Source organism: Sphingobacterium sp. UME9 (assembly GCF_014170215.1).
GTDB classification, from domain to species: Bacteria; Bacteroidota; Bacteroidia; order Sphingobacteriales; family Sphingobacteriaceae; genus Sphingobacterium; species Sphingobacterium paramultivorum.
This window is the reverse complement of the sequence record NZ_LZZP01000003.1, coordinates 161,470-186,510: the sequence shown is the minus strand read 5'-3', so window position 1 is coordinate 186,510 and position 25,041 is coordinate 161,470. Positions and strand designations below refer to the sequence as shown.

The following is a 25,041-nucleotide window of genomic DNA, read 5'->3' as shown; positions in this document are numbered from 1 at the left end:
TTAAATACAAAATTTAACCCACTTTATATTTTTGCATCATCGCTTCGATATCTTCTATGTCGTAATACATATCCCCACCTAATTTTACGTAAGGCAACTTTTTAGACTTTCTTAGCGTCTGAAGCTTCCCGGAGCAGGTATTGAGCAGCTTAATTACATCTCTTGTTTTTAACCATCTTTTGGGATAAGTAATTTTGGCGTATAGCAAGCTCCTGATCTCAGTCAGTAACTCCTCCTTTAAGGCCTCCAAGTCCCTGCTTGTAATTTGCATAGATTTTTGCTCTTCTAAATTTGTATTTCCCATAACTCACCTCCTAAATCATTGCTTCTTTTTTAAAAATTTTTGTATTGCTTATGCCATAATTTCTAACAGCATCTTTAAAGTCCATCCACATACGGATATTGTAATCTGCAAGTTCCATCATTTCTTCGGCCGTAAGTTTATGCGGATTGAATACCTCCCCAGTTTTGCCATCACCACCTGTTATTATAAAACCGAAAATATTGGGTGTAAAGGCTTCGGCGATTTCCATACTTTTTCCTATGGCAACACTATTGCCATATAATTTTATCGTTTTACCATTACTGAACGATAGAATACGTTTTTTAATTTCTGCCATATACTGCATTTAATTTTTATTGATCAAAACCCTAGTTTCTTAGATCGGATCAGCGACTTTTTTAATTTAATTTGATTTTTTAAATGATCGCTACAACGGACCATGCATTGACTCGCCAGACCAGCTTTTCTGATAATCTGCATTGCTTCCAAAGGTTTGTCTGTTTTAATCATAGCAAGGGCCCTAAATCCCTCTATCCTGGTTTTCTCCTTACTTTTTATTTCCCTGGAATTTAGTACTTGCAAGATTTCATAGGCAGGTTGCAGAATAGAGAGCTTTTCAAGTTCTTTTGCGATGTAGGTCCCGTCATTTAGTTTAAGCACAAGTTTACTATCCTCCGGAATATGGCCTACAACCAAGCCGATGCCGTCCGGTGCCGACCGTTTGGACATAAAAACAGGTTTACCATAAAAAAGCGTCATGTCTTCTGCAATATGTTCTACGATATTGCGGAGTTTATTCTTATAAAACAGAGTCTGTTCCTGTGCCGTTTTTAACCTTCCGATGAACAAGCGTCTATCAGCATTAAGCTTATCGGCGGCTGGAGCGACGTCGATTCGATTAGAAATTCCAACGTTTTTTTGCTTCTCCAGGATCGGTTGGATATTGTTTTTATTAAGCTGACTTTTAAGATATTTAGGGTTAGTCAGATTAAGCACCAAGACAGCGGATCTTTCCAGGAAAATTTTAGACTGTTCGCTGTAGAAATTTGCCATTTCCAGTGCAGAAACAGCTTTGCTTTCAGCAGTCTGGATTTGTCTTTTTAAATCCTGCTTGACGAAACGATCCGGTTCGATTGCCAACAATTGTTGACGACGTTCAATATATCGCTCAATATTGACAGCTTTCCGTTGCAGCATTTGAGATTTGACATCATACTTTATTGCGATACTTGAGTTTTTATTAAGTCGCTGTAAGATTTTTTTCTCAAAAGGGATCCTACTTCCTTTCCATCCCTGATCTTGGTACCCCAGCTTGAGGAAGCGATCTACTACCGCATGGCATAAATTAAAATCTGCTTTTGATAGCCAGCAATTTCCTGGCCTGCTCCAGCGAAATTTATTCTTAATTAGCTTAAGGTTAGTTGATGAAAGTTTTAAATAGGCTTCCTTGCTTTTGATATGAATTTCAAGGGCGCCGGTTTCCAGATCCCTTATCAAATAGTTTTCTTCATTTTTTTCTGTACTCATCTTTACTCCTCCAAATCTGCATTACGGTGACAGCAGCTATAGACCCTTTCCTTTTCTTTTTGCTTTCACGTTGTTTTCTATAGTTTTCTGATCGGGAATTTTGCTTAAACACCCCTTATAGAAATCAAGCTTTTCCTGGATCTGTATCAGACGCTCTTCATAAAAGAGTTTTTCCTTTTCACTTATTGGTTCTGGTTTCGAATGAGCATAAAACTTACCTTCCAATCTTCTATTACAAACTTTAAGATCGCGTTCGCATTCCTTAATTCTTATTACTAGATAAAACGGATCTTCAAACTTTTTACCCAAAGCTTCTTTTTTTGCACGTTCGGCCTGCTTTCTATAGAATTCAGCCTTATCCATTTCTTCGAATGCTTTACCAAATTTGTTGTGGATTTTGTCCCTAAAATTCCTATCGGCCTTTTCACTGTGATGCCCAATAAGAATCGGCTGGCCGAAGGGAATCTGTCCAGCCATTGATTTTGCCTGACCATAGAGTTGCTCTGAACGCTCATCTGATTTAGCAGCCCTCGCCAAGGCCCGTTCGGCCCTTGATTCAGACTTTTCTTTTTCGCGTTGTATTTGCTGTACAAAACTCAGTTTTTCTCCGATAGTCTCCTTATAAATAAAACCCATGCTTTCGAGCTGACGTCTTAAATATCCGGCATTTTCACTCTTTGCTTTAGATATCCAACAGGTCTTCGAGCCACTCCATAAACAATACCTCTTTACGGTATCTTTCTGTTCAGCAGGAAGTGCCTCAAAAAACTCCTTTTCTGAGTAGATATTGAGCTTGCCGGTTTCCTGATTTATTATGTAGTGCGGTGACTTTTCCATATTCTTTCTGTATTATGTTTAAATCCTAACTACTATTCAGACTGCCAGAGCGGGTAATTGCCAACGAGCATCTCAACTTTTTTCTTTGGATTGCCCCCTTTTATATTTACGGTAACGAGCATCTCTTTTTTTAGCACCTGCCATTTATACTTTTTAATAAAACGGTCCAAAATTTCGGAAGGATAAGAAGAAAGCAAGAACTTACCTTTAATGTCGGCAAGCATATTCAGGAGTGCTTCATAATCCTGTTCCGTATAACCTTTGTAGTGGCCCATATTGGATCCGATATAAGGTGGGTCGCAGTAAAAGAATGCATCCTTATGATCCCGGCTCTGAATGATATACAGGGCGTCGGCACATTCGATCTGTGCATTTCGGAGACGCTTCAAATAACGATCGTCGAAGTTTTGCCGTTTTACGGTGATTCTTTTCGAAGTTGAATTCTGTGTTTTATCATAACCGAAAGGTCCATCCAATTTACCTGAGAATCCCAGCGCAGATAAAGTCCAAACTGCCCAGGCACGCTTGACTTCATCAAAGAGATCCGGGTTGTTATAAATTACGACTGCCGAATGATGGGCATCTCTGCTGTGCAGGGTCTGCTCTATCAGGGCAGCCAGCTCATCAAATCTCTTGCTGGCCACCCTATAAAAATTCATCAGTTCTTTATTGGTATCGTTAATAACCTCTATTTCTGAAGGTGGCTTCATAAAATAAACCGCGCCACCGCCCAAAAAAGGTTCACAATAAAGGATGTGCTCAGGTATAAGCGAAATAATCCAGGGGGCGAGTGTCTGTTTACCACCATAATAAGTTAAAGGTGGTCTTAGTCGTGTGTGTTTTTCCATGCTCACTAATGCGTTCTCACTGATTTAAAAATTGGTATTATAATCCCGGTCCTTTTTTGCCTTTGCCCGGTTTTTTATTCTGATTCAACTTGCCCCACAACTGCCAGTTCACTGTTTTACCTTTATCATTCCGAAATTCAAGGGTTTTATTTTCTGGCTGGACATAAATACTGCCAGTTACTATTCTGCTGTTAATCATGAGCGCAGTTTCAAATGGCTTTCCTTTTCCGAGGCCTGCAAGCATTTCCGATAACTCGATAATATCCGGCTGCTTTACCAAGGGCATTTGCTTTATTGTGTTTGATACATCGAAATCAGGATACACTTTCAAATAACCTTTTTCTTCTTTAATCCAGTAAAGTTCACCGGACTCATCATTAGCTGAGTACTTTAACAGCGATCCACCCTTTAGTAACGACGCTGCCTGTCCAATGTCGATATCGTTACCATCATTATTGATGGGAACAACAATCATTTTTTCATAGAGAGACTTGTCTGGAAATGGCAGCATATCCTCTAAAATGGTATTGGCAAAATATTTCAATGCCAGCTTATTGGCTAACTCCTCAGCGGTACGATCACCGCTGGTACGGAGCTGGTCCAGTTGCTCAAAAAAAGGTCGCAGAGCATCATTTTTGTATAATGGAAACAGCGCCCATTTAATTTCTTTCATCTGCTTTTCCAGTTCAAGGGTATCGATTCCGGCGTAATGACCATGCTCAATGGGTACCACAAGCATTTTAGCCTTGTAATCATGGGAAACATAGTCGCCATTGTCTTGCCTTTGAATAGAAAAATGGTAAAGAACAGATTGATCATTGCTGGCGTCCATGACATCCAAGGTTATTTCCTCTGCATGGGCATTAATATTTTTCTGGGAGATGATCTCTTTAAAGGGCAGGCCAAGGTTGCTCAGGTAATCGGCCATGGTATTAAAATCTTTTGCTCTTATCATTTCAAACCATTTTGAAATTTTCTTCCTTTGCTTTTGCCAACCGTTTTCTTTTGAGCCGCTTTCTTTTCTATACCCTCGGCAGGAAAATCCTTACCTAATTCATGGCTTCTGCGGTTAAGTTCCATGCCTGCTAAAACCCTTGCATCCAGCTCACCGCTTACAATACGGATGAGCAGGTGCGTATGGGTAATGCTGAAAAGATAGAGCGGGTTCATCTCGTCTGATATAGCGCCGGTCTGGGATGCTTTTCTGTAAATATCAACTTGTTCGGGTGTCATAACTTCGCTGTTTATCTATCTTTATCTTGACAAGCCTTTATTCTGTTTCGGTTTCCAGGCTACTTTCTGTGGCCCCTGGTTTACCCAGGGCTTTTTTTTTACTTCGGCGTTTTCCTTCGCCTCTAATTTTTCTGCTTTTGCAGGAGTGATATCGATGCTGATCCCATTGGCATCCATAAAATTTATCTTGCCGCGCCTGGCGTTTAAGCCTAAAAAACCATCTTCCATGACACCGTTGCGATCCAGAACGATTGCAATCCTATTTGCATGTTGCAGATCTTTTGCCAGCACTTCAACCGATTCATATGCTTTTTTGGTTTCAAATTGGACTTCAGGATTTTCCAGCTGGTCTATAATATCGAAAGGACGTTTGGCATAATAATTATCATGATAGGTATTGAGCAGCAGGTTTCCTTTGTCGTCTGTTTTTCCTTCAGGATCCAGTGATATATAGGCATTGAATCTGAATTGCTCTGCAGGATGATCCTCTTCAACCTGACGGTACCCGATTATGTTTTGCTTATAAACGGCTACGTTCTGACCATACTCCATCATCCGGGCTGCTTCCTGAACCTTAATCTTCCATGATGTCCTAACCGAGATCTGCGCCATCACCTCACCGGCGTTCACCAGTGTGGCCTGATAACGGTTAAAGAAATAATGGTCCTGCTCCTGGTGCTTATCAAAGGAGAGCTGACATAGTACGGTACGGTTTTCATCCAGAGGATGCTCGTACTGAAGGACAAAATCAGTTTTGCCTTCTTTCATATTCTTTTCCAGTTGCGGAAAAATAGAGGCATCGAAGCCCCGGATTTCAAGGCTTGTTTTTAAGCCTTCAAAATTTTCTTCTTGCATGATATTGTTTATTTAGATTATGAACTAAATTGATGGTCCTTTTGGCCGCTGCTGCTGCAATTGCTCTCTACCGCCAAGATCGGGACCATACCGTTTTTGGTGCAATTCGCCAGATGGGTCTTCAGCAGTATTTTGAGTCGATGGCAGTTTTAGTTTGCCAGTATCCTGTTGCTGCGGAATGCTTATTTTCGTATTGATAATGCGTTGATCGCTGGCCATCTTTACTCTTTCCATTTCTTTGTTATAGAAAAGCAGGTTGTCCACCCCTTTTGAAACCAGGTAGAATATCCGGCTCAGCAGTCCCGGATAGAGGGAACGAACCAATGATCCGCGTTGGAATTTCATCACCGTCATAAGCGCTTTTTCGTCCTGAGTAAGAAGCCCCCCGCTGTATGTTCTCAGCATCCTGTTATACTCCCGCAGTTTCATGCTCCGGTACCTTCTGCTCTGAAGATCTTTCTGGCTAAGCTGTTTGGTAAAATACTCTTCCAGCCGGCTCCAGTTCCCGAAATCATTGAACAGGGTATTGTTTGCAGCTTGTTTTTCAAGTGTATACTCCATATTACAGGTAGTTTGGATCAGTAAGAAAATGCCTTCGCTTTTAATAGCTGTTTCTGAGATAACTTACATTCCAGGTTCCTGTCGCCATTTGATTCCGAAAGTGCCATCACCAGGTTCTTATTTTCGGCAATGGTAAACTTTGCGAAAGCGACAATTATGGATTGGCCGGTCGGATCTTCGGGTTTGCCTTTGTACTGGATATAGATGGGCTCAATTTCAGTATCCTGGATAGCGGTTCTTTTAGCCCTGGACCGGTCCCTTATAGAAAAGCGTGGTTCATAGGCATTGTAACCGATATGAGTATCATTGGCCAGGTTATAGCGAAAGAAAAGCACGTCATCCTTGATATAAATGGATTCCAATTTTATTTTCAGGCCATTTGATTTTGCCTTTACACCACCTATAAAGGGAGCAGCGCCCAGCATTGTCGCGGCGTAATTTTCAATTTCTTTTTCATTAAGAGAAACCCCTTTAAAACTGGCCTTGGTCTTGTATGGCAATTTTGAAACATCAATGGTCAGCTGAGATGGCGCCGGACTATAGGTGACGTTAAAGGAATAGATTTTCCCGTCGGAGGTGACTACATGCAGTGTACTTTCCTGCATGGTGCTATCTACCGCTTTTACCTTAAGCAGGTTACTTACCTTGGCAACACGTTCGGCAGAGATAGATCCATCCCCCCTGTCTCCGTCTTCTATCGGTGCCGGGAAAATGAGCAGGGTAGTTTTATGGGCGGTAATCTGAAGCGGGTAAGATCCCGCGATATCGACCGCTCTAACGTTTTGCTGACAGAATGCTGTCAGGCTACAAATGGATAATAGTAGAGCGAAAACAAATTTTAAGTTCTTCATTGTTGTTTTTGTTTTTTTATTAAATGTGTTTATTAGTTCGCGTCACCACCTACTAGCAATACCTGAAGACCAGCATTAACAGTGGCTTTGATAAGTTTCACCTTCTTAGAAAAAAGGCTTTTAGCTGCCTCGATGCCAGCGCCAGCTGCCTGGGCGCCTATGGAAGGATCCAGGCTCATAAGCTGCATTCTTTGGACCGCCCGGTCCGCGCCATCTTTGGCAGCATCCCTGGTAATAGCTCCGGGGATCCGGATACCGGGCATGGCGTCCAGTCCGTATACTTTAAGCTCGACTGGAAAATGGCGGTTGCCCAACCTGATGCCGGTGATAGCAACCATTAACCTTTCCCCTTCAAGTATACAGGAACCGTAAAGGGGAGTTCCTTTCGGAATCTCGAAACCGGCTATATAAATTTCCTCACCCAGTTGCATTTTAAGACTCGAACCGGAAACGACAGTCTGGGTTTCCGCTACAATGGCGGTAATCGACCTGATATCTATACTATCACGCGCCGTACTTGCATCCAAGCCGAAAAAGGCGCCTGTCTGCCTGACTTTTGTTAAGCTAAGAGCAGAGGCAGCCGAAGAGGAATTGCCAGAGACTGGAACTGCCAGGATCTCTGCTTCCTTACCTACGGGCAAAATTCTCCCTCTTTTTTCCAGGGTATAGTCCTTAAGCCGCTGGCGGTAGCGTTCCGGGTGCTGGATGTCGAGCACGCGTTCCAGCATGCCGTTAAGCTGGTCCAGTTCCGCATCCGGCTGCTGGCTATCGTCGGTCGCATTGTTAACCATTTGCTCGATACGTTGCAGCCCAGCAGATGACTGGAAATCCCTATCCGGTTCGTTTCTGTAAAATCCAGGACTAGAATAATCTGATGCGGGCGGTTGCCGCATGAGTCGCTCGAGATCATCGAGGCGCTGTTGAAGCCCTTGCTGCTGCATATCCTGGCTCATTAGGTTGCTCCCAGAAGCCCCGGCATTGTTCCAATCACCGTTCCATGAAAATACGCTGCCGGAAGCGGCAAGGGTATCGGGCTTTATGGGCTCATTAATTGCCGTATCACCACCGTTTCTTTGATAAAGACTCAGCTTGTCCTCGCTGTTATTTTTAAGCTGAGCATCGGGTAGCGCAGTATTGATACCGGTGAGTTTCTGCTCGGGCTTAGGCTGGTTTCTTCCGCCTCCTAAAGCCCAAAATCCCAGCGTGATAAAAGGCAGGCTGATAAGTGGCAGCACCAGAAGCAATTTGCGAAAGCGCAATTGTTTTTGTGTCATGTTTTTCATTTTTGATTGTTTAAATTTTTTATTCCTTGTAGGGCCCATGAACCCCTCCATATTGACTCTTTATCCGACGATAGCAAAAACAAGTATGTAGATACAGTACAGTAACCAGAGGATCCCGATTATCAACATCACGCAATTGCGGTTCCTCAATGAAACTACAGACTGCCATTGGGCGAGCTTTTTTGCTGCTGATACCTGTAGGGCCACAATCCTGTGAGCAATTGATTTTGCTACTTTTTCCTTTAATGGATTGAGCTTAGGCCTTCTGGATTTTCTAAAAAAACTCATAATTATCGGTTTTGAAGTTCAATATCCCTGTTGTCTACAATGCGCCAGCGCTCTACCAGGAAGCCATGGGAGTTGTTATCAGACCGGCTGACGTTGCGCAGCGTTCCTTCAGTGATGAGTATCCTGGAAAGTATCGCTGTGGGCCTGATGATTTTTTGCTTGCCGAAATACCTGAACCGGAAAGGATATTGCTCGAAATCAATCTGGATACTGTCCGCTTCTACATTCTGGCTTACATTTCCGCTGATGATGGAATTATAATAACCGTTCTCTTTCAGACCCCTGTATTGGCTTGCAGCAGAACCATCGGCCAGATATAGCGCTTTGGACATATTGCTTTCAATAACTTTATCATCCGGATCAAGGGTAAAGAAGTAATGGTGAAACATCTTGATGTGATCTTTGGCTTCCACGGCAACGTTATCTTTCCTTTCCCCTGCAATAGCCTCCAGGGCTTTACCATTGGACAGGACATATACTCTTTCTTCTGCTTTGCGGACCATGCGGTAGCTTTCATAGACCGTGAAAGCACAGAGTATCGTACTGGCAACGACCACGACGTAAGTAAAGAGTTTTACGTGCCGGAATGCTGATTCTATATTGCTGAACTGTTTGAACATTTTTTACTGAATTTTAAACTCGAGGTCACATTTTTTAGGCAATAAGAGTCCCTAACAGGTTTTTGCCTGTTTGAAAATTTTCTGAGTTGCCTAGTTTTTAAATAAGTGCTTTGGCGGCTACGGTCGCGGCTGTTTTTGCATAGTTATTTACTTTGTGCAGCAAGGTATCTCTACTTCCTGCCTGGACAATATAGCCCGCAACATTCGGCACTGTGGTATATCCGACAATAGCGATGACCATAAAGATGAGATACGCCGTTGTACTCATAAAAGACTGGTCCATGTTGATCATATTCTCCAGAATTTTAGAGCAGATGGCACCGAATATATTGGCTACCGGCAACCACATAAAAACATGGATAAACCGTGCAAACCAGCTGGACAAACTGTTTTGAAATCCGTCGAAGACCGATAGCCCAAAGACGATGGGGCCTATAATCGCCAGCACAATAAGGTAAAAAGTTCTGATAGTATTTATACACAGGCTTGCGGCTGCGTACAGTATATTTAGGATCTCACTGATCATGGTGCCGATCATATGCTTGATAGAAAATTTGCTAAAGACGGATTTCAAGCCTGAGAAAAAACCGTCTTCGGATGCCCCATCCGGTTGCTCATACTTTTCTAAATCCTCTGGACCTGAATCCGTAATTACACCTTCGTCAGCCTTCGTCGCTTCTTGCTGCTGATAGAGAATATGTTTCGCTATGGCTTTGTGAGAATCCTTTGCCATTTGCCGGGTGCCAACTTCAAGAGGCCGAAGTACTCCCATCATCAGCGAAATAATAAACGGATACAACATAATGGCCATGCCTATGGCAAATGGTCGGAGTAGCGGAAAAAAATCAATAGCTTCTGCAGCAGCTATATGCTTCCATACCCTTAATCCAATATACCAGAGTGCGGCAAGACCAGCAATTGCACGAGCCACGTCGATGAGGTCTTTACATAAGGGCATCATCTCATCGAATAGCTTTTCAAGTATAGTGTTGAAGCTGTAAATTCCATCTCCCAGCACCTGGGCTTGCACCCAATTCGGCAAAAGCAGTGTGCATACAAAAGTTATAATCAAAATTTTATTTTTCATGGTAGTAAGGTTATGGCCTAAGCCCCGTCATTTTTTCAAGTTTCTTTAGTTCTTCAATTTTGTTCCTGCGGGCTGATCCCAGTTGGTCGGTTTTAGAGGTAAAGCGTCTTAACTGGACGACTTTTGCTTGCATATCATCAAATATGCGATCGATAGCGCGTAACCGTTCATCATCGGACATGCGCATGTTGTTAGCTGTAATGACCATAACCAGTTCATCGAGGTTACCAAGGCTTTGGTCAAGCAGACCACCAAGAACCCTGCTTAGGTAATCAAGTTCCTTCGCATTAAAATAACTGCCGGATTGATAGCGTTTCAGCGCGGCTTTGCTTTGGGAAAGTATTTCAGCCTGATACCGGATAATGTCGGCAACCTTTCGGTACCTGGCGATTTCAGGATTTACCAGCCACAGACCACTCAGGAATGTTCTGTGCAGGCTGAAGTTGCCCTCAGAAATATCGCGGATCGTTCCATAACCTTTGCTCACCAGGTCGTACCCCTTTTTCATGTCTTTGAGGATCTGTTTAAACTGCGCCAACTTTTCAACATTGAGGATCAATTGGGTCACCTCCGCCGATTGGGCGGAAACAAGGTGTAGCTGCAGGCTGCAGCAGATTGTTATGAATAAGAATTTGATGTGCTTTCTCATAGTATATTTATTATAGCGCGGATTATAGTCCATACATCTTTTTTAAAATTTTCGACTCCTCAATTTTTTGTTCCCGTTGGAGGATCGTTTGTTTGAGGCTATTGCTGAATTTCCGCTGCTGACTGTATTTATGTTGAATACTGTTGTAAACAGCCTCTATCCTTTTGATCCGCTCAGCTCCTTCGAGTTCCAGGCTTCCATCGGTAAGGAGCGTTTTAAGGTCCTGGAGGTCGCCATCCGCATCTGCCGCAATATTGGCGTACCAGTTTTCATATTTTTTCTTTTCCCCGATGGTAATAAAATCTTTTCCTGAAATTAACTTTTCCATTTGCCGCCGATCCTGCTCCATCTGGTTTCGAATCTTTATGATTTCTTCCGCTTTGCTTTTTTGTTTCAGCTCAGGGCTTACGATCTTAAGACCGTTAAAAAAATCTGCATGCAGGTTCAATTCCCCCCTGGTTATGGTTCCGATCAGGTTTGTTCCGTCCTTTACAATACCGTATCCTGTTGACAGGAAAGACTTATAAGCTTCCAGTGCAGCGATCTGTTCGATAAGGTATCTCTTTTGGGTTTTCTTCTGATTGAACCACTCCCCAAGAGTTTGGGCATTTAGAGACTGGCTGCAATAAAGCAGCGGTATGATTATAATGCACAATAATTTTTTCATGTCGTAACTGTTTTATAATTTATCATTGCTATCCTTACGGCCTCCGTTTCCCTTTTTTCAAAAAATCCCAAGGTTTCGGTTTGGGAAACATGCCTTCCAGCGTCTGCGCCCCCGGCATCTCCCTATTGCTACGCAAACGGAACTCATGCTCAACATCCGTTTTAAGATTTTTGATCCACACAGTTTTTATATTAAAACCCTCATGCATGCCAAATTCTATTTTAAAGCGGCATTGGATTGCTGTATTGTAGGGTGCTTTTGTGCGTAGCTCAAACATAGGATAGCTTTCTACCTTTGTGTTAGCTGCCAGATACCGGTTCAGACAATCATTAAGGTTTCCTAAATAGTCGTTTTTACCGGGTAGCGATATCTTGAAGCTATTCCTATACCCATACTGTCTTAGTTGTGTCGCAAAGTCTGTTACAGCTTTTTCAAGGTCTATCGGTTTCTGTTCCATTCTGTCAAGGATTAAGTCCATATATCTTTCTGATCTGTTCGGCTTCCTGGCTACTCTTTGCCCTTGCCAGGCTCAGCCGGAAGTTATGGTCACTAAAGCTGCGCAGTACAGCAACGTTCTTATCGAGTTTTGCTGCGATAGCGGAAATAAATTCCAGCCGCTGCCCATCGGTCATCTGGGTACGAAAGGCATTGACCACCATTGCAAGCTGCTCAATATTCTTTAAGCTCTCATCCAAAAGACCATTGTAAACCCGGTACATGTATTCTATTTCCTGAGCAGTAAAACGGCGGTCCGATTTCAGTAAGTTCCACGCCCGTTTATATTCTTCGACGAGATCTAACTGCCGCTTAATGATCTGTTTTACTCGGTTCCAGGTAGCGATAGAGTTTTTGATTTTCCAGAGTTCCTGGAAATAGCTGTCATACTGGGTGCGCTGCCTTTCGGTCCATTCAGAAATCTCTTTCAGTTTGAGCTTGGACATGACATTTTCGAGTTCCTTTTGAGCGTTCTGGAGCCAGATTACCTTATTCTGCTGGCGCTGGATCTGGAGGTCAACGGCCTTGATCACTTTTTTTATCCCTGCTTTAATGACTTCGATAATGGCAAGCGGCAGTACCGCCTCTGCTTTCTTAACCGGCCCTATAGTAATGCTTACCATGAGCACTACAGTGAGTGCAATTTTTAAAGATTTTGTTCTCATGCCCTTAATTGTTTATGCTGTGCGTAATACTCGGCAGCAAGAACCCGGAGCGCTTTTTCAATGCTGCCATATTGCTCGATATAACTTTGCAGTTTCAACTTTTCTGTCTGTTCGGTGGTATAAGCAAAATACTCCTGCGGGCTGGGCTCGTAGCGATATACCTTCATCAACTGATTGCCCAGTTCGATATAAACTTCCCGGTAATTGCGATTTTTCTCATTTGCCCTGTTAATGGACAGTACCAGGTCCCTGCCTTTATCTGTCATGCCCAGTACTTGCTGTATCGCCTCGAATTTGTTCTGGAATTTTTTCATATCCAGGATGATCTTGCAATCGGCATTGTTTATGATCGCTTCCTTGATGATCGGCGAGCTGATAATATCGTCGATTTCCTGGGTCACGGTAATCGCTTCCCCGAAATATTTACGGACGGTCTTATAGAGATATTTCATAAATTCAGCCATACCAGACTTCGCTATCGCTTTCCAGGCCTCCTCAATTACAATTACCTTTCTGATTCCCTTTAGTTTACGCATTTTAGAAATGAATAACTCACATATGATCAACGTGATGATTTGAAACAATATGGGATGATCCTTCACGGAATCCAGCTCGAAGACTATAAAGGGTTGTTGGAGCACGTCCAGATTCTCCCTGGCGTTCAATAAATAGTCAAATTCGCCGCCGCTATAAAATGGCCTTAGTACGTACAGGAAGTTGGCCATGTCAAAATCCCTGTCCTTTACCTTATCGGCCTCCAGCTCTTTTACAAAATGCTCCTGTAGGAATTCATAAAAGGTATTAAAGCATGGAAAGATATCCGTCCTCTTGTCCAGCAACAGGTAATAGGATTGCAGGGCATTGGAGATGGCGACATATTCGCTTCTGCGGAAACGCTCATCACTTTGTTTCCACAGGGCTACTAGCAGGGTTTTAATACTCTCTTTCTTTTCCGTATCCAGCACATCTCCAGCAGGTATGTAAAAGGGATTGAAGCGGATCGGATCTTCCTCGCTATAGGTATAATAATATCCGCCGAGCAAAAGACAAAGACCAGAATAGCTATGGCCGACATCGACCACCACGCAATGAGCGAACTGTTGCACATAACTGTGCAGCAGGTGGCACATGAACATGCTTTTTCCAGCTCCAGAACTGCCCACGACGACCTTATTTCTGTTACTAATGACTTTGCCCATTAATTCATCGCTGATATCGACGTGTATAGGCGTGCCGCTTAACCTGTCGCCGAGCCGAATGCCAAAAGGGCTTTTTGAAGAGCGGTAGGCAGTTTCCATGTTCAGAAAGCAACTGCAGGGCTCAGCAAATGATTCAAAAGTGTCGTTTTCCGGAAGGTCGGCAGCATTTCCGGGGATGCCCGCCCACCAGAGCTGAGGGGCGCCATCGGTTTCCTGATGGGGAACAATATTCATCTTTGCCAGTGCCGAGGCAGTCAGGTTCTGCATTTCTTTTATCTGTGAAGGCTCATCTGTCCAGCATAACAAGTTGAAATGGGCACGAATGGGCGTCCTCGCTTCCGAAATAGCCTCGTTCAAAAAGTCCTGGGTTGCGTCTCTGCCAATAGCATTTTCTCTGCTATAGGCTGAAAGGGACTGCAGTCTTCTGCGTTTACCTTCCAGCCTTTTATAGGTAGCTGCAGGGTCGCCGATTACCATATACTGGTTGTAGATATGATTGGTAGGAAGCAATAAGCCAACAGGAGTAGCGAATCCGACGCTAAATCGGGTTCTGTCGGTTGAATAGGGATCATAATGAATCCGTGGCCCTACAGCTCCGGGCAGATCTTCCACATCAGCCATAGAATAGAGGCGGCAGGTTTTTGTCCCGACTTTCCATTCCGGCTTGAAGGAAACTTCGCTTAGCGCGGGTCCATTTTGTCCACCTCCCAGATACAGATATTGCTCCAAAATGCCGGGGTTTGCCTTTGTGCCAACAATTTCCTGTTCTGTTAATTGGTCCAGCTGAACAAGACCTCCATCGCAAAGAATACGTTTAAATTGGCCGATCACTTCCAGAAGTTTTTCCATGCGTTTGGTATCTTTTAGCTCTGTGGGTACTATATTCTTGCGCAACAAGGATGACAATGCAGAGCTGGAAGGCTTACGGTCCGGCCCTTTAAGGGTGATCATCAAATAACAGTCGTGGCTCAGAAAAGGCCGTTCGTTGAAGAACTGATTGCTGGCCTGCATGATCTGATTATCGTCCGCGTATTGGGGCTTGTATTTACTTTTAATAAACCAGTCCTGTTTATGGAGAACACTGCCAAAAGGGAGCACCTTTATTGCTTTTAGCCAATTGTAATGCAGGCTGTCGTATTCATCACTCGATAAAGAAAATATCTCGGGTAAGGTTACCTTGAATGCCACTGTTACATCACCTTTTTTAGATAGTATACAGTCGTTTTCCACTTTCCAGATGGGCAGGATCTGTTCCATGTCGACGCTGCTATCCGAAGCTGGCTTTATCTGTAATAGGACCGCTGCCACAAATACCGCAGCTATAATAAACAACGCCGTTATCATCTTACACTCTTTTTTAATTGTTCAAAAATCCTTTTCCTGTTCCTTGAAAAAATAACGGCAGGTACCTTTCGCAGTGCTCTGGCTTTCATAAGTCCATACTGCCCGTATCTGGCGTTGAACCGGTACACCATCCCAAACAAACCCGATCCACATATTAAAACACCCGGAACGCTGTAATACAGAGGTACCCCCGCTATATATATTATTGAAAATCCTACCAGCAAGGCAGCTAGCCCTATTGCCAGTATGATTATGTATTGGCCTTTCAATCGTAGGCTAAGCACCCGGCGCCTTGCCATATTACTATGGCAGGTTTCCAAGAACTCGCCCCCGAACCGTACGTACACCTCTCAGCGTATACGGCTCTCCACTAATATCATTCAGTCCATTTTCCCTCCATGAATGCGCTTGTGACAACTGTGGCATACGGCCATCGTCTTTCTCCTTCTTGCATGCATCAGTATCTCCCAGGGTTGCTTGCGGGCAACATCTTTGAGTTTTCTGACGTGGTGCATTTCAAGATCGTCTGTACTGCCGCACAATTCACAAACTCTTGCTTGCAACCGGTCTTTGAGACTTGTTGTGGAGTTGTTCATGATGGTGCTTGGCAAATTGTCACCTGTTTGTTCATTCACTTCGGTCTTACGCTTAAACCCGGCGTTATAAAAAAGTTTGACCTTTCGTTCCCCCTTCCTGTTATTGTACACGGCACCAAAGCTCTTTCCTATGCGGAGTTTTGCAATGGCTTGACGCGTCGTAATGCGGTACTTCTTTGCAAATGTTTTAAACATGCTGTACTGCATAATGTGGAAGAGATCATTTACGGATGCGCTATTGTTCGCCAATGCATAGTAATTATAAAAGCCTCTTATTTCTGCGTTGTAAGTGTCGATTATTTCAAGGTCGTCATTGTTGATTAACTTCGTTCTGCTGAGAGGTCTCCAGATTTGGGAGCCATTATGAGTTACCATTTTCAGTACTTCATATTCGGCTAATTTCCGCCTCATGGTTTCGGTCGGTAGATGCAGAACGACCTTGCTATCGAAAACCCGGCTTAATATGCCGGTCTTTTTACTACGCTTTGCTGCTGTACTGGTCTTACGGATGTAGATTTCATATCCAAGAAACTGGGCTGATTTATTGGCATGGGTGATGAGCGTTTTGTCTTCTGACAATTCGAGCTGCAATTTTTCAGAAAGGAATTGCTTTATATCCTTCTTAATTGCTTCGGAGTCTTCTTTACTGCCAATCACACCAACTAAAAAATCATCTGCGTATCTCACATATTTTATCCTCTTGTAACCGCTATCCATTTCGTCAACACTTTTTAAGGCTAATCTTTCCTTTTTAACACTGTTGATTTTTGCAATCCGCGAAAGTTTCTCACTTTCGTCTTTCACCAAGTCCAGTTTGTAATTGAGCTTAGCAATCTTTCGGCTTAATTTGAAATACTCTGCGTTGTCTTTTCTTCTTGAACCTTTGTCGAATTTATCTGTGTACTCCTTCATATACTTATCCAGCTTATCCAGATAGATATTTGCCAGTATAGGGCTGACAATACCTCCCTGTGGCGTTCCGCTGAAGGTTTTATGAAACATCCAGTCTTCAACATACCCTGCATTAAGAAACTTCCGGATCAGCCGTAAAAAACGGTCATCATCGATTCTCTCATGGAGTATCCCGATCAAAACATCATGTTTGATGTTATCGAAAAACCCCTTGATGTCACCTTCAATGAACCACTTCGTGGCCGTGAAGTTCTTTTGCACCTGTTTCAGTGCCGTGTGGCAACTTCTGTGAGGTCGGAACCCGTGAGAGCTGTTTTCAAACTGCCTCTCGAATATGGATTCTAATATCATTCGAAGTACCTCCTGCACTAACTTATCGTTGAATGACGGAATACCAAGTGGCCGCTTCTTTCCATCCTTTTTTGGGATATAAGTGCGCCTTGAAGGGGTCGGCTGATAACTTTCATCTTTAAGTGATGTTATCAGTTTTGTGATACGGGATAAACTCATTTTATCAATGGTTTCCCCATCTGCCCCTTTCGTCATGTTTCCTGCCTTTGCGTAGATACGCTGGTAGGCGACAAAGAACAGTTCTTCATTAAAGAACAAACGGTAGAGCCTCTCAAACTTGTAGCTTGAGTTTTTGCTATGCTCTCCCAGACTGTTTAATACTCTTTCAGGATTTCTCATAATGTCTCTCACATTTTCCATTAATTGTACTAAACGATATTAGCTGCTTCCCTTCGCCATGTACAGGGCTTTCCCCTGTTCGGACTACTACGGAAGCTCCGTTACCATGTCGGATATTCAGAAGTCTACACTTCATAGCCGCGTCAGCGGCATTCCGATTTAGGTAATCCCCATTTAGCTGTAGAGCAACTATGGCTTAACAGATTGTCGGATAAGACTTCCGTCCTTTACTACTTATTGTAGTTGCGCTGTAACCTGTTCTGCTTTTTCTCCTCCGAGGGCGGAAAGAAAGTATTACAGTATGACGAGTTTAGTTATCTTACGTCATTGGCTCGAGACGACCCGCTCGGACTATCTTTCAATCAGTATGGATTTTATCCTCATATCTGTATTTCATCTCCTCACTCAGTCGCAATCCTGATAACTGACTGACTTGCGAGTTTACCGGCATGCTACACTCCCCGATATTTGGTTTCCCTCACGGATAAGCCGGCTGATGACAGGCTATTGAACACTTGCCTGGTACCTTGCCATCGGTACATTTACTTTACAACCTTATGGGCGCACCCTGAAATTCTATAGGCCTGTTTATTCCTTTATTGATGGAATAATTAATCTCCTTTGGCATCATAGTCCCCTCCTCTTATTTTTTACTTTAGGAGTCTCAGCCTGTTTTTTCTTGGCTTGATTACGTGAAATAATTTCTGGTAGCGAGGTTTGATCCCAATCAATTACCTGGGCCCTGAGGTTATCGCGTAAGGGATATTGGTCAAAGAAATCTTTCATGCCGGTAGCCTGCCAATCGATTGCTTTTATCTCTTCCATTTTCCCTATTGGATACCTGGATGTAAGGCCATTCAGATCACTATATTTCATGGCATATCCAAATGGATCCAGTACAGCTTGGCATGGTATCTCTATTGGGACGACATGAGGGGGAATTGATTTTATATCCTCCCGCCAATGGTAGATTTCATGTTTTTTTGTATGATAAAGACATTGAAAAACAGTGCAGGAAGAATCCATAGCAAGTTCATCCAATACTATGCCTATAGTTCTAAAATCATCTTTCGGTCTAAGTAGTCCAAGTCTGAGGTCAACAAAAAAATCATGATCATGGATTTTGAGTACAGGTAGTTTACCTGCTACACGTTCTTCGAGCATCTGCAGCCGACATTTAAGTTCGCTATCCCTCGATGGAAGCATGCTAACATGAATTCCATATTTTGAAGCCATAGCCTCCGGATCAATTGTTTTAAGGAACGGAATTTGGACTTTAACTATTTCTCTTATTGTATTTCTAGAACCTATCAGCTCATTGGCGATGAATTTTCCCTTTACATCATAATTGAATTCGTAGCCATTTTCATTTTCTGTCATTTCCTGAATTCTTAAAACATTGTCCCTGTTTTCAACGCTTATAAGTCGAGTATTATCTATATCTACATAATAGTAGGTGTCCACTATACCTAGTGCTTTCAGCTCTTGCTTCATCTCTTCGTTATTTTGATTTTTTTCGGTTAGCTTCAGTAATGCGTATGGGTTTGATTATAGCTAATAGAAAGCGTGGAGCTACTTTCTTATCACCGCATAATATTTCCAAAGGGATATCGTATCGCATTGCAATTCCTTCGGGATCCAGTTCCATAAGAGCCTCAATGATCACCCAACAGTACCGGTCCGGATCTTCCAGGACCTCAGATTTTTTTTGTGGTACGTTTTTATTTTGCAGGTCATAAAGGAAGCGGTAACCATTTCCCTCCTGATCGAAGACCTGAAAAGGAATCCTATTTTTGGGATTACCCTTTTCAATTAAGGCTTCCCTATAGGCGTCAACTTCGAATAAAGTGCCCCTAATATCTACCGTTGATAGTCTTCTGCCCATGCCTCTGCTATTTTATACGTTGAAAAATCCTTTTAATACAGTCGCCACTACTACAAGAAATATACAGGCGCCAAACCATGAGGAAGCAACTTTTGCCGTATCCTGTTCTCCGTTGCTCCATTTATTATAAACCTTCACTGCGCCTACCAGCCCGACGATTGCCCCTATTGCATATACCAGGTCCACTCCTATGCTGAAGTATCCTTTTACCTGATTGGTGGCATTGGTAATTCCGGTGGCACCCGTCCCTCCTTGTGCAAAGGCCCCGCTGATTGTGATGGCGGTCATAAACAGGACCGCGAAACATTTGTCAAACACTTTTCCCATTCGCTTTTTCATTCTCTTCACGTGTGTTTTTATGTTGAATATTTAATTATTGAATTCAGGGAAACAGTTTTCGATTTCCAGTTCATTAAGCTCAAAGTCGCATAAATGCGATGCTTGTGTAGAGATTAGCAGTATCAGGGCATCTCTGTGATCTGGCAGAAATGCAGGATCATAACCAGCCAGGAAGGATTTGAGCACAGATAGTAGTTCAGCACGGTCACCGCCTTTTCCGAAAACAGCAAGGAGTTCCTTGACCTCTTCCAGTTTCTGTTGCAGTACCTGGGTATGCGATGCAGAAATTATTGATGCTTCGCCATACCGCATTTTGCTTTGGTGTAGCAATTTTTTTGTAAATCCGGAAACTTCCGTACGGAAAAAGAGCAGGATAACAGTCAGGTAGTAAATGCAGGTTACTATGGAAACTGCATACAAGTACATCTGCCAGGATATTGATTTGAACATAGTGCTTTTAGTTTTCGGCAGGATCCATTTCCTGTCCGTTTACGAAAGCAAAATTGTCCAGAGGGCGAGACGAAAAATGATACTTAAGGGGTAGCTACCTAAAATTTATTTGCCGAGTTAGTACAGATTGTTGCCATTTTGGCAACCTGGGCATGAGCTAATCTGACAATTATATTATTTCAAAATAGAGTAAATAATTAATTAAACGTCAACATGTCATGATTGTCATGACATGTAAATATTTAGCTACAGAAACAACCCGTTTTCCTGATATTATAAATGGCTAATTGGGGTTGGCAACCATTTTGATCGAATTCTACACGATAATAATCTGTTTAAAAACTAATTATTATCCCGTTACTAACAGGAACCTTTCGAAAGAAAACAATTGTTTTTTTTCTTAAAACTTTCCGCTTAAGAAACCTAAAGATCCAAGCATCTTCTGGTCATTTATTAAAAATTAAACAGGGGCACACCGGCTAATGCTCGCGGTCGGTTTTGTCTTGATTTATTGCGGGCTAAATAATATTTATGAGTAAACAAATACAAATTGATTTTTTACCGGTAGACAGCGGAGAAAAGAGTGGTGATGCTATTGCATTTCGCTATGGCGATTTTTCTGACCGCAGCTTATACCAGGTAGTAGTTATTGATGGAGGTACGAAAGATTCGGGAAACCGTCTTGTCGAGCACATCAATGAGTTTTTTGACACTAATCATGTAGATCTTGTTGTGTGTACACATCCTGATGGTGACCATGCTTCAGGTCTGAGGCAGGTGCTCAATCAATGTTCTGTGGGAGAGTTATGGATCCATAAACCTTGGGAGCATTCAGAACATGTTCGGGATCTTTTCCATGATGGCCGGATTACTGATAATAGTCTCAGTGAAAGACTGCAAAAAGGTTATACTTATGCATTTGAGCTTTGTGAGCTTGCCAATGCGAAGGGAATTGATGTCAGAGAACCCTTTGCGGGCAGAACAAGTGAGGATGGAGCTATTACAGTTCTTGGGCCAACGGTTGATTTTTATCGAGAACTTATACCTGACTTCGCAAGAAGCCCACAGGCAAAGCAAATCTTGCTTGAAAAAGCCCTTAGTGGTTTTGAACGTGCTATTTCCTGGATTGGGGAATCTCTAAATTATGAGACCTTAAGTGAAGACGGCGAAACATCTGCTGAAAACAGTTCCAGTGCAGTATTGTTGTTTCAATTCGCCGGAAGAAAGTACTTATTTACAGGAGATGCTGGTATTACTTCATTAAAAAAAGTGATCGAGTTTTCTAAATCCGAAGGTATAGATATTTCAAGAGTTTTTATGATGCAAGTACCGCATCATGGTAGTAAACGAAACATCTCTCCAAGCGTTCTTGATGCTATCACATGTGATCAAGCCTATGTTTCGGTTTCTAAAGACGCAAGGCCGGAAAAGCATCCCTCTAAAAAAGTAACAAACGCCTACAACCGGAGGGGAGCAAAAGTATATAAAACAGCAGGTTCTAAACTTTGTAGTTCATTGAATGCTAACAGAGAGGGATGGGGACCAGCAGATGTTGTTCCATTTTTTAACCAAGTTGAAGAGTAAATATGGACAGATATAGCAGAACTGCACGGTTATATCCGATGATTATTTTTTACTTGCCTTTGATAGTTGTTGGAGCACTTGTTACTTTCTGGGACTTGGATAAGAATATCCATTTTACAGTTCCCTTTGGGGCCATGGGTGTGTTGGCTTACTTCGCTGCCCAAATTGGTAGGGATGGCGGAAAGCGCAAAGAAAAGAAACTTTGGGAAGATTGGGGCGGCGCCCCAACTACCCAATTGTTCCGTTGGAGCGATGGACATTTCGATAGACATACGAAAGGTCGCAATCATCAAAAAATGCACAGTCTATGTCCTGTAGGCCACTTAACGGACGAGCCATATGAGCGCTCGAATACTATTTTAGTAGATGAGGCATACCGTGCCTGGACAAGTCATATAATAAGCAATACTAGGGATACAAATAAATATCCCCTTATCTTCAAAGAGAATATGGCATACGGTTTCCGCCGTAACCTTTGGGGGCTGAAACCAGTATCTATAATTTTGATCGGCATTTTAGCATTAGCTACGTATGGCTTTTTTGGTTTTAAAGCTGGAGTATGGACAGTGGAGACCTATCCCCAGGTCTTTTTTATATCTGAAGGGTTCCTATTGCTTTGCCTGGTTTGCTGGTTGTTTATTATCAGAAAGAACTGGATTAAAATTCCTGCATTCGCTTATGCGGAAAGGCTACATGAAGCCATAGGACAATTATAAAAAAAGCCTTCTGGTACATTTACCAGAAGGCTTTTCTTATTAAGAAAATCGCGGAAATTCATCACTTTCATCCATTCTTTTGATCAAACAATCAGTAAGGTAAGTCATAAACTGAGCCCGGTCTTTTTTCTTTATCCGCATCCTTTGAAAGTATGGATAGTAATGTGTGATTTCAATATGAAAAAACTCTGAAATGATAAGAAATAACTGCTTTACATTCGGTTTTCCGTTATTGATAACACCGCTACTGGCAAGGGCGTAAATGAGCTCAATTAATTGAGCCTTACTTCCGGTCCATTTTAGCCTTTCCGAATGTTCAGGGTTACTTTTATGTTTTGGTGATTTTAGATTAGCGATGGTATTTTGTATTTTACCTGCGAGGCGATCGAAGGCCATAAATTTACCAAAAAGTGAACTGTATGCAGTTGAAATCCTACTGTCGAGTTCCGGATTCTCTTCGATGTTTATGAGCTTCTCTTCAGGATAACGGACGAAAAGCTGCTGATCATGTAGCGTCAGTTGTTGCTTATAGTATTTGTACAATTCCTTATAACGTTCAAAATAATCGTTGATGCGCTGTATGGCTTTCTTTAAAAAATCGATCTGCCATTTTGTGCCTACCGGCAGGTTGGATTCTAGAAATAGAACTTCATTCCAAAATATAAATTCAGCATAGAAGGACGGCCTTTGTTCTTTGAAGAACCTGATCTCATCTTCGGTTGTTCGAAACTCATACTGACGAACGAAGTCGTTCAGAAGTTCCATTGTTTTATTTAAGCAATCTTTACTACGGTTAGCCAGTTCAAGATCATGTTCAGATTCGGTGGAAATGACATGCATAGACACCTCCATATTTTTCTGCAATTCTATGAGAAATTGATTCATAATTCGATTTATTTAGTTTAGAAAGCAGTGTGCACCCTGCCGGCTTTGATCCAAAATTAAGAGCTCGGCAAGGGTATCTAAAATCCCAATCAATCAGAATAGTCCGAATTCGGAATATTGGTATCCGAATTCGGAATATGAGCAATTACTTCATCTAAATAAGAAGGTTGGAGCGATATGCTCCGTTGATTTTTGCCTCAATCAAAGGGAAGTGCCCTTTGATTGAGGCAAATATGGTGTTGAGTTCAGGGATATATGCGCTGAATTCAGCATCATCGTATAATCCAGTTTTTAAATGTGCTGACTTTTGTTTCGCTGACCAAAACAGGATCTGATGGAGCGGGTATCAATCCCAGTTCGAGCCTTGGGCCATTTGTAGGACTAAATTCCTTGCAGCAACTAAAGCTAATAATCATCTGGCGGTTTATTCGAAAAAAAGCAGTTGGCGCAAGGCTGGCCTCCAACTCATCGAGGGAATAGCTGATTTCAAATATTTCCCCATCATTTTTTCGCAGGTAATTCTGCTTTTGCTCCCGGAAAAAATAAGCAATTGCGGAGGTTGGTACTGGAATACTCTTAAGGGGCGTCTGAACAAGAATTACAGTTTTATACTGTCGCCGTTGGGGCAGACTTCCCTCCTGTTCATTTTGCGGTGTTGGTTTAGAAAAATCCTCCTTAATTTCCGTACTGTCACGTGGCCAGAAGGATACGACCAGGTAATATAAAAAGTAATAGATATTGGCCAGGAAGATAAACAGTAAAATCACAGGGAAGTCACTGTCAAAGTATGGGGTATCCCGGATATCATGGCCGTACATACTGAAATAAACCCATGCAAGCAGTACTGCAATTGCGGCTGGAGGCGCTAGACCAAGCGCAAGCTGTGCTGTTATCCGTTTATTGGTGTCCTGGAACCAATCGAGCCTGGCATCGAGGTACCGGGTTATCATCCAGATGTAGTACAGTACCAGGAAAGCAATCACAAAACTTGCAACCATAGCATTGTAATAATCAAAATGCCTGATTATTTTTCCTATATCCTCATGGTCACCGTAGACTACGATAAAATGGGCTCCTACCAAAGCAAGAATTACCCTTTTAAAAACATCATTATACGCGGGGCGATTTTCATTCGTATAAACCCTGTTTTCCATAATCGTTTATAATCGTTCTTACCTAACAAATATTAAAGTTAGTAAATATTTATTATATTAGTTACTTTAAATTCAAGATGTTAAGATATGGAACAGGTCTATTTTACCCCCGTTGGAATAGCGTTAAAACAACATGAGCTGTACGGCCTTGACGACAACCTGCTCCAGGAGCAGGCCATGTTTCTAAGATCAGATATCATAGGTTGGGCACAACAACATTTTATTCTAAATGATCAGCAACTGAACTGGTTATTCCAGCAGGACTCCAGTTTCACTGTCGATTTTGCTGTAACGATTTCGAATGGGCTTCTTGGACGGTATGATTTTGATATTCGTTTCGGCGGCTCCGAGATATGGAAGAGTAAGCGTATCGATGCCAAAGCGGATCTGCCTTTCAAAAAGATTAAAATTTTTGTGGAGCGGAAAAACTGAGCCGGTCTACATGCAGTTGCGAGGACTCGTCTGCAATTTTTGTTATAAAGCCGGTTGCATAGAAAATTAAATGTTTGTTTTTGGCCCCATCAACCGTTTTGCAGCA

29 protein-coding genes are annotated in these 25,041 nt (G+C 42.4%); 3 read left to right on the top strand and 26 right to left on the bottom strand.

Features of this window, described 5'->3' with window-relative positions; genetic code table 11:
- Window positions 1-13: 13 nt before the first annotated feature.
- From A9970_RS02290 to A9970_RS02175, 24 genes are all read right to left on the bottom strand, one after another.
- Window positions 14-304 carry a helix-turn-helix domain-containing protein gene (locus A9970_RS02290; protein ID WP_070561901.1) on the bottom strand — a complete coding sequence of 97 codons (291 nt, stop codon included), beginning with the start codon at window positions 302-304 and terminating at the stop codon, window positions 14-16.
- Between the two features lie 10 nt (window positions 305-314).
- Entirely contained in the window at window positions 315-620 is a 306-nt protein-coding gene (locus A9970_RS02285) for a hypothetical protein (protein ID WP_139144903.1), read from the bottom strand.
- 23 nt (window positions 621-643) lie between these two features.
- On the bottom strand, window positions 644-1,810 hold the full coding sequence (locus A9970_RS02280; protein ID WP_182981135.1) for a hypothetical protein: 1,167 nt from the start codon (window positions 1,808-1,810) through the stop codon (window positions 644-646).
- 36 nt (window positions 1,811-1,846) lie between these two features.
- Window positions 1,847-2,647: a DUF3560 domain-containing protein gene (locus tag A9970_RS02275; RefSeq protein ID WP_182981134.1), complete on the bottom strand. Its 801-nt coding sequence runs from the start codon at window positions 2,645-2,647 to the stop codon at window positions 1,847-1,849.
- A gap of 32 nt (window positions 2,648-2,679) precedes the next feature.
- Entirely contained in the window at window positions 2,680-3,495 is an 816-nt protein-coding gene (locus A9970_RS02270; protein ID WP_182981133.1) for a DNA adenine methylase, read from the bottom strand.
- A 37-nt stretch (window positions 3,496-3,532) separates the two neighbouring features.
- On the bottom strand, window positions 3,533-4,450 hold the full coding sequence (locus tag A9970_RS02265; RefSeq protein WP_182981132.1) for a hypothetical protein: 918 nt from the start codon (window positions 4,448-4,450) through the stop codon (window positions 3,533-3,535).
- Window positions 4,447-4,728 (bottom strand): hypothetical protein, encoded by a 282-nt coding sequence (locus tag A9970_RS02260; RefSeq protein WP_182981131.1) that lies wholly within the window; start codon window positions 4,726-4,728, stop codon window positions 4,447-4,449. Before A9970_RS02260 ends, A9970_RS02265 begins: the two co-directional genes overlap by 4 nt.
- 21 nt (window positions 4,729-4,749) lie before the next feature.
- Window positions 4,750-5,583 carry a hypothetical protein gene (locus A9970_RS02255; protein WP_182981130.1) on the bottom strand — a complete coding sequence of 278 codons (834 nt, stop codon included), beginning with the start codon at window positions 5,581-5,583 and terminating at the stop codon, window positions 4,750-4,752.
- A gap of 24 nt (window positions 5,584-5,607) precedes the next feature.
- Window positions 5,608-6,144, bottom strand: coding sequence for a hypothetical protein (locus tag A9970_RS02250; RefSeq protein WP_182981129.1), 537 nt, complete (start codon window positions 6,142-6,144; stop codon window positions 5,608-5,610).
- A 17-nt stretch (window positions 6,145-6,161) separates the two neighbouring features.
- The gene (gene traN / locus A9970_RS02245; RefSeq protein ID WP_182981128.1) at window positions 6,162-6,995 is read right to left on the bottom strand and encodes a conjugative transposon protein TraN; all 834 of its coding nucleotides are present in this window, start codon (window positions 6,993-6,995) and stop codon (window positions 6,162-6,164) included.
- 32 nt (window positions 6,996-7,027) lie between these two features.
- Window positions 7,028-8,278: a conjugative transposon protein TraM gene (gene traM / locus A9970_RS02240; protein WP_182981127.1), complete on the bottom strand. Its 1,251-nt coding sequence runs from the start codon at window positions 8,276-8,278 to the stop codon at window positions 7,028-7,030.
- A gap of 290 nt (window positions 8,279-8,568) precedes the next feature.
- Entirely contained in the window at window positions 8,569-9,186 is a 618-nt protein-coding gene (gene traK / locus A9970_RS02235; protein ID WP_070561878.1) for a conjugative transposon protein TraK, read from the bottom strand.
- Between the two features lie 97 nt (window positions 9,187-9,283).
- Complete coding sequence (gene traJ / locus A9970_RS02230) at window positions 9,284-10,258, bottom strand: conjugative transposon protein TraJ (RefSeq protein ID WP_182981126.1); 975 nt, start codon at window positions 10,256-10,258, stop codon at window positions 9,284-9,286.
- Window positions 10,259-10,283: 25 nt separating this feature from the next.
- The gene (locus A9970_RS02225) at window positions 10,284-10,922 is read right to left on the bottom strand and encodes a TerB family tellurite resistance protein (protein ID WP_182981125.1); all 639 of its coding nucleotides are present in this window, start codon (window positions 10,920-10,922) and stop codon (window positions 10,284-10,286) included.
- A 22-nt stretch (window positions 10,923-10,944) separates the two neighbouring features.
- Entirely contained in the window at window positions 10,945-11,589 is a 645-nt protein-coding gene (locus A9970_RS02220) for a hypothetical protein (protein ID WP_182981124.1), read from the bottom strand.
- Window positions 11,590-11,623: 34 nt separating this feature from the next.
- Complete coding sequence (locus tag A9970_RS02215) at window positions 11,624-12,046, bottom strand: hypothetical protein (protein WP_182981123.1); 423 nt, start codon at window positions 12,044-12,046, stop codon at window positions 11,624-11,626.
- A 4-nt stretch (window positions 12,047-12,050) separates the two neighbouring features.
- Window positions 12,051-12,749, bottom strand: a complete 699-nt coding sequence (locus A9970_RS02210) for a conjugal transfer protein TraI (RefSeq protein WP_182982023.1) — start codon at window positions 12,747-12,749, stop codon at window positions 12,051-12,053.
- Entirely contained in the window at window positions 12,746-15,292 is a 2,547-nt protein-coding gene (locus tag A9970_RS02205; protein WP_310889259.1) for a TraG family conjugative transposon ATPase, read from the bottom strand. The genes A9970_RS02210 and A9970_RS02205 overlap by 4 nt, the downstream gene beginning before the upstream one ends.
- A complete protein-coding gene (locus A9970_RS29000) occupies window positions 15,289-15,591 on the bottom strand; it encodes a DUF4133 domain-containing protein (protein WP_182981122.1) in 303 nt (100 codons plus the stop codon). Before A9970_RS29000 ends, A9970_RS02205 begins: the two co-directional genes overlap by 4 nt.
- Window positions 15,592-15,672: 81 nt before the next feature.
- Window positions 15,673-17,490, bottom strand: coding sequence for a group II intron reverse transcriptase/maturase (gene ltrA / locus A9970_RS02195; protein WP_182981121.1), 1,818 nt, complete (start codon window positions 17,488-17,490; stop codon window positions 15,673-15,675).
- A gap of 627 nt (window positions 17,491-18,117) precedes the next feature.
- The gene (locus tag A9970_RS02190) at window positions 18,118-18,984 is read right to left on the bottom strand and encodes a hypothetical protein (RefSeq protein WP_070561868.1); all 867 of its coding nucleotides are present in this window, start codon (window positions 18,982-18,984) and stop codon (window positions 18,118-18,120) included.
- Between the two features lie 7 nt (window positions 18,985-18,991).
- A complete protein-coding gene (locus tag A9970_RS02185; RefSeq protein ID WP_182981120.1) occupies window positions 18,992-19,375 on the bottom strand; it encodes a hypothetical protein in 384 nt (127 codons plus the stop codon).
- Window positions 19,376-19,387: 12 nt separating this feature from the next.
- Window positions 19,388-19,663, bottom strand: coding sequence for a DUF4134 domain-containing protein (locus A9970_RS02180; protein WP_302622676.1), 276 nt, complete (start codon window positions 19,661-19,663; stop codon window positions 19,388-19,390).
- Between the two features lie 81 nt (window positions 19,664-19,744).
- Complete coding sequence (locus A9970_RS02175; RefSeq protein WP_139144901.1) at window positions 19,745-20,164, bottom strand: hypothetical protein; 420 nt, start codon at window positions 20,162-20,164, stop codon at window positions 19,745-19,747.
- Window positions 20,165-20,695: 531 nt separating this feature from the next.
- Between A9970_RS02175 and A9970_RS02170 the strand changes: the two genes are divergently transcribed.
- The gene (locus tag A9970_RS02170; RefSeq protein WP_070561862.1) at window positions 20,696-21,748 is read left to right on the top strand and encodes a ComEC/Rec2 family competence protein; all 1,053 of its coding nucleotides are present in this window, start codon (window positions 20,696-20,698) and stop codon (window positions 21,746-21,748) included.
- A gap of 2 nt (window positions 21,749-21,750) precedes the next feature.
- Window positions 21,751-22,464, top strand: coding sequence for a hypothetical protein (locus A9970_RS02165; RefSeq protein ID WP_070561860.1), 714 nt, complete (start codon window positions 21,751-21,753; stop codon window positions 22,462-22,464).
- Between the two features lie 39 nt (window positions 22,465-22,503).
- On the opposite strand, the gene A9970_RS02160 is transcribed toward A9970_RS02165, so the two are convergent.
- Together A9970_RS02160 and A9970_RS02155 are read right to left on the bottom strand one after the other, a co-directional pair.
- Window positions 22,504-23,349, bottom strand: a complete 846-nt coding sequence (locus tag A9970_RS02160; protein ID WP_182981119.1) for an RteC domain-containing protein — start codon at window positions 23,347-23,349, stop codon at window positions 22,504-22,506.
- 272 nt (window positions 23,350-23,621) lie between these two features.
- Entirely contained in the window at window positions 23,622-24,503 is an 882-nt protein-coding gene (locus tag A9970_RS02155) for a LytTR family DNA-binding domain-containing protein (protein ID WP_182981118.1), read from the bottom strand.
- Between the two features lie 87 nt (window positions 24,504-24,590).
- On the opposite strand from A9970_RS02155, the gene A9970_RS02150 reads away from it, so the two are divergent.
- Entirely contained in the window at window positions 24,591-24,935 is a 345-nt protein-coding gene (locus tag A9970_RS02150; RefSeq protein WP_070561853.1) for a hypothetical protein, read from the top strand.
- The last annotated feature ends 106 nt before the right edge of the window (window positions 24,936-25,041 follow it).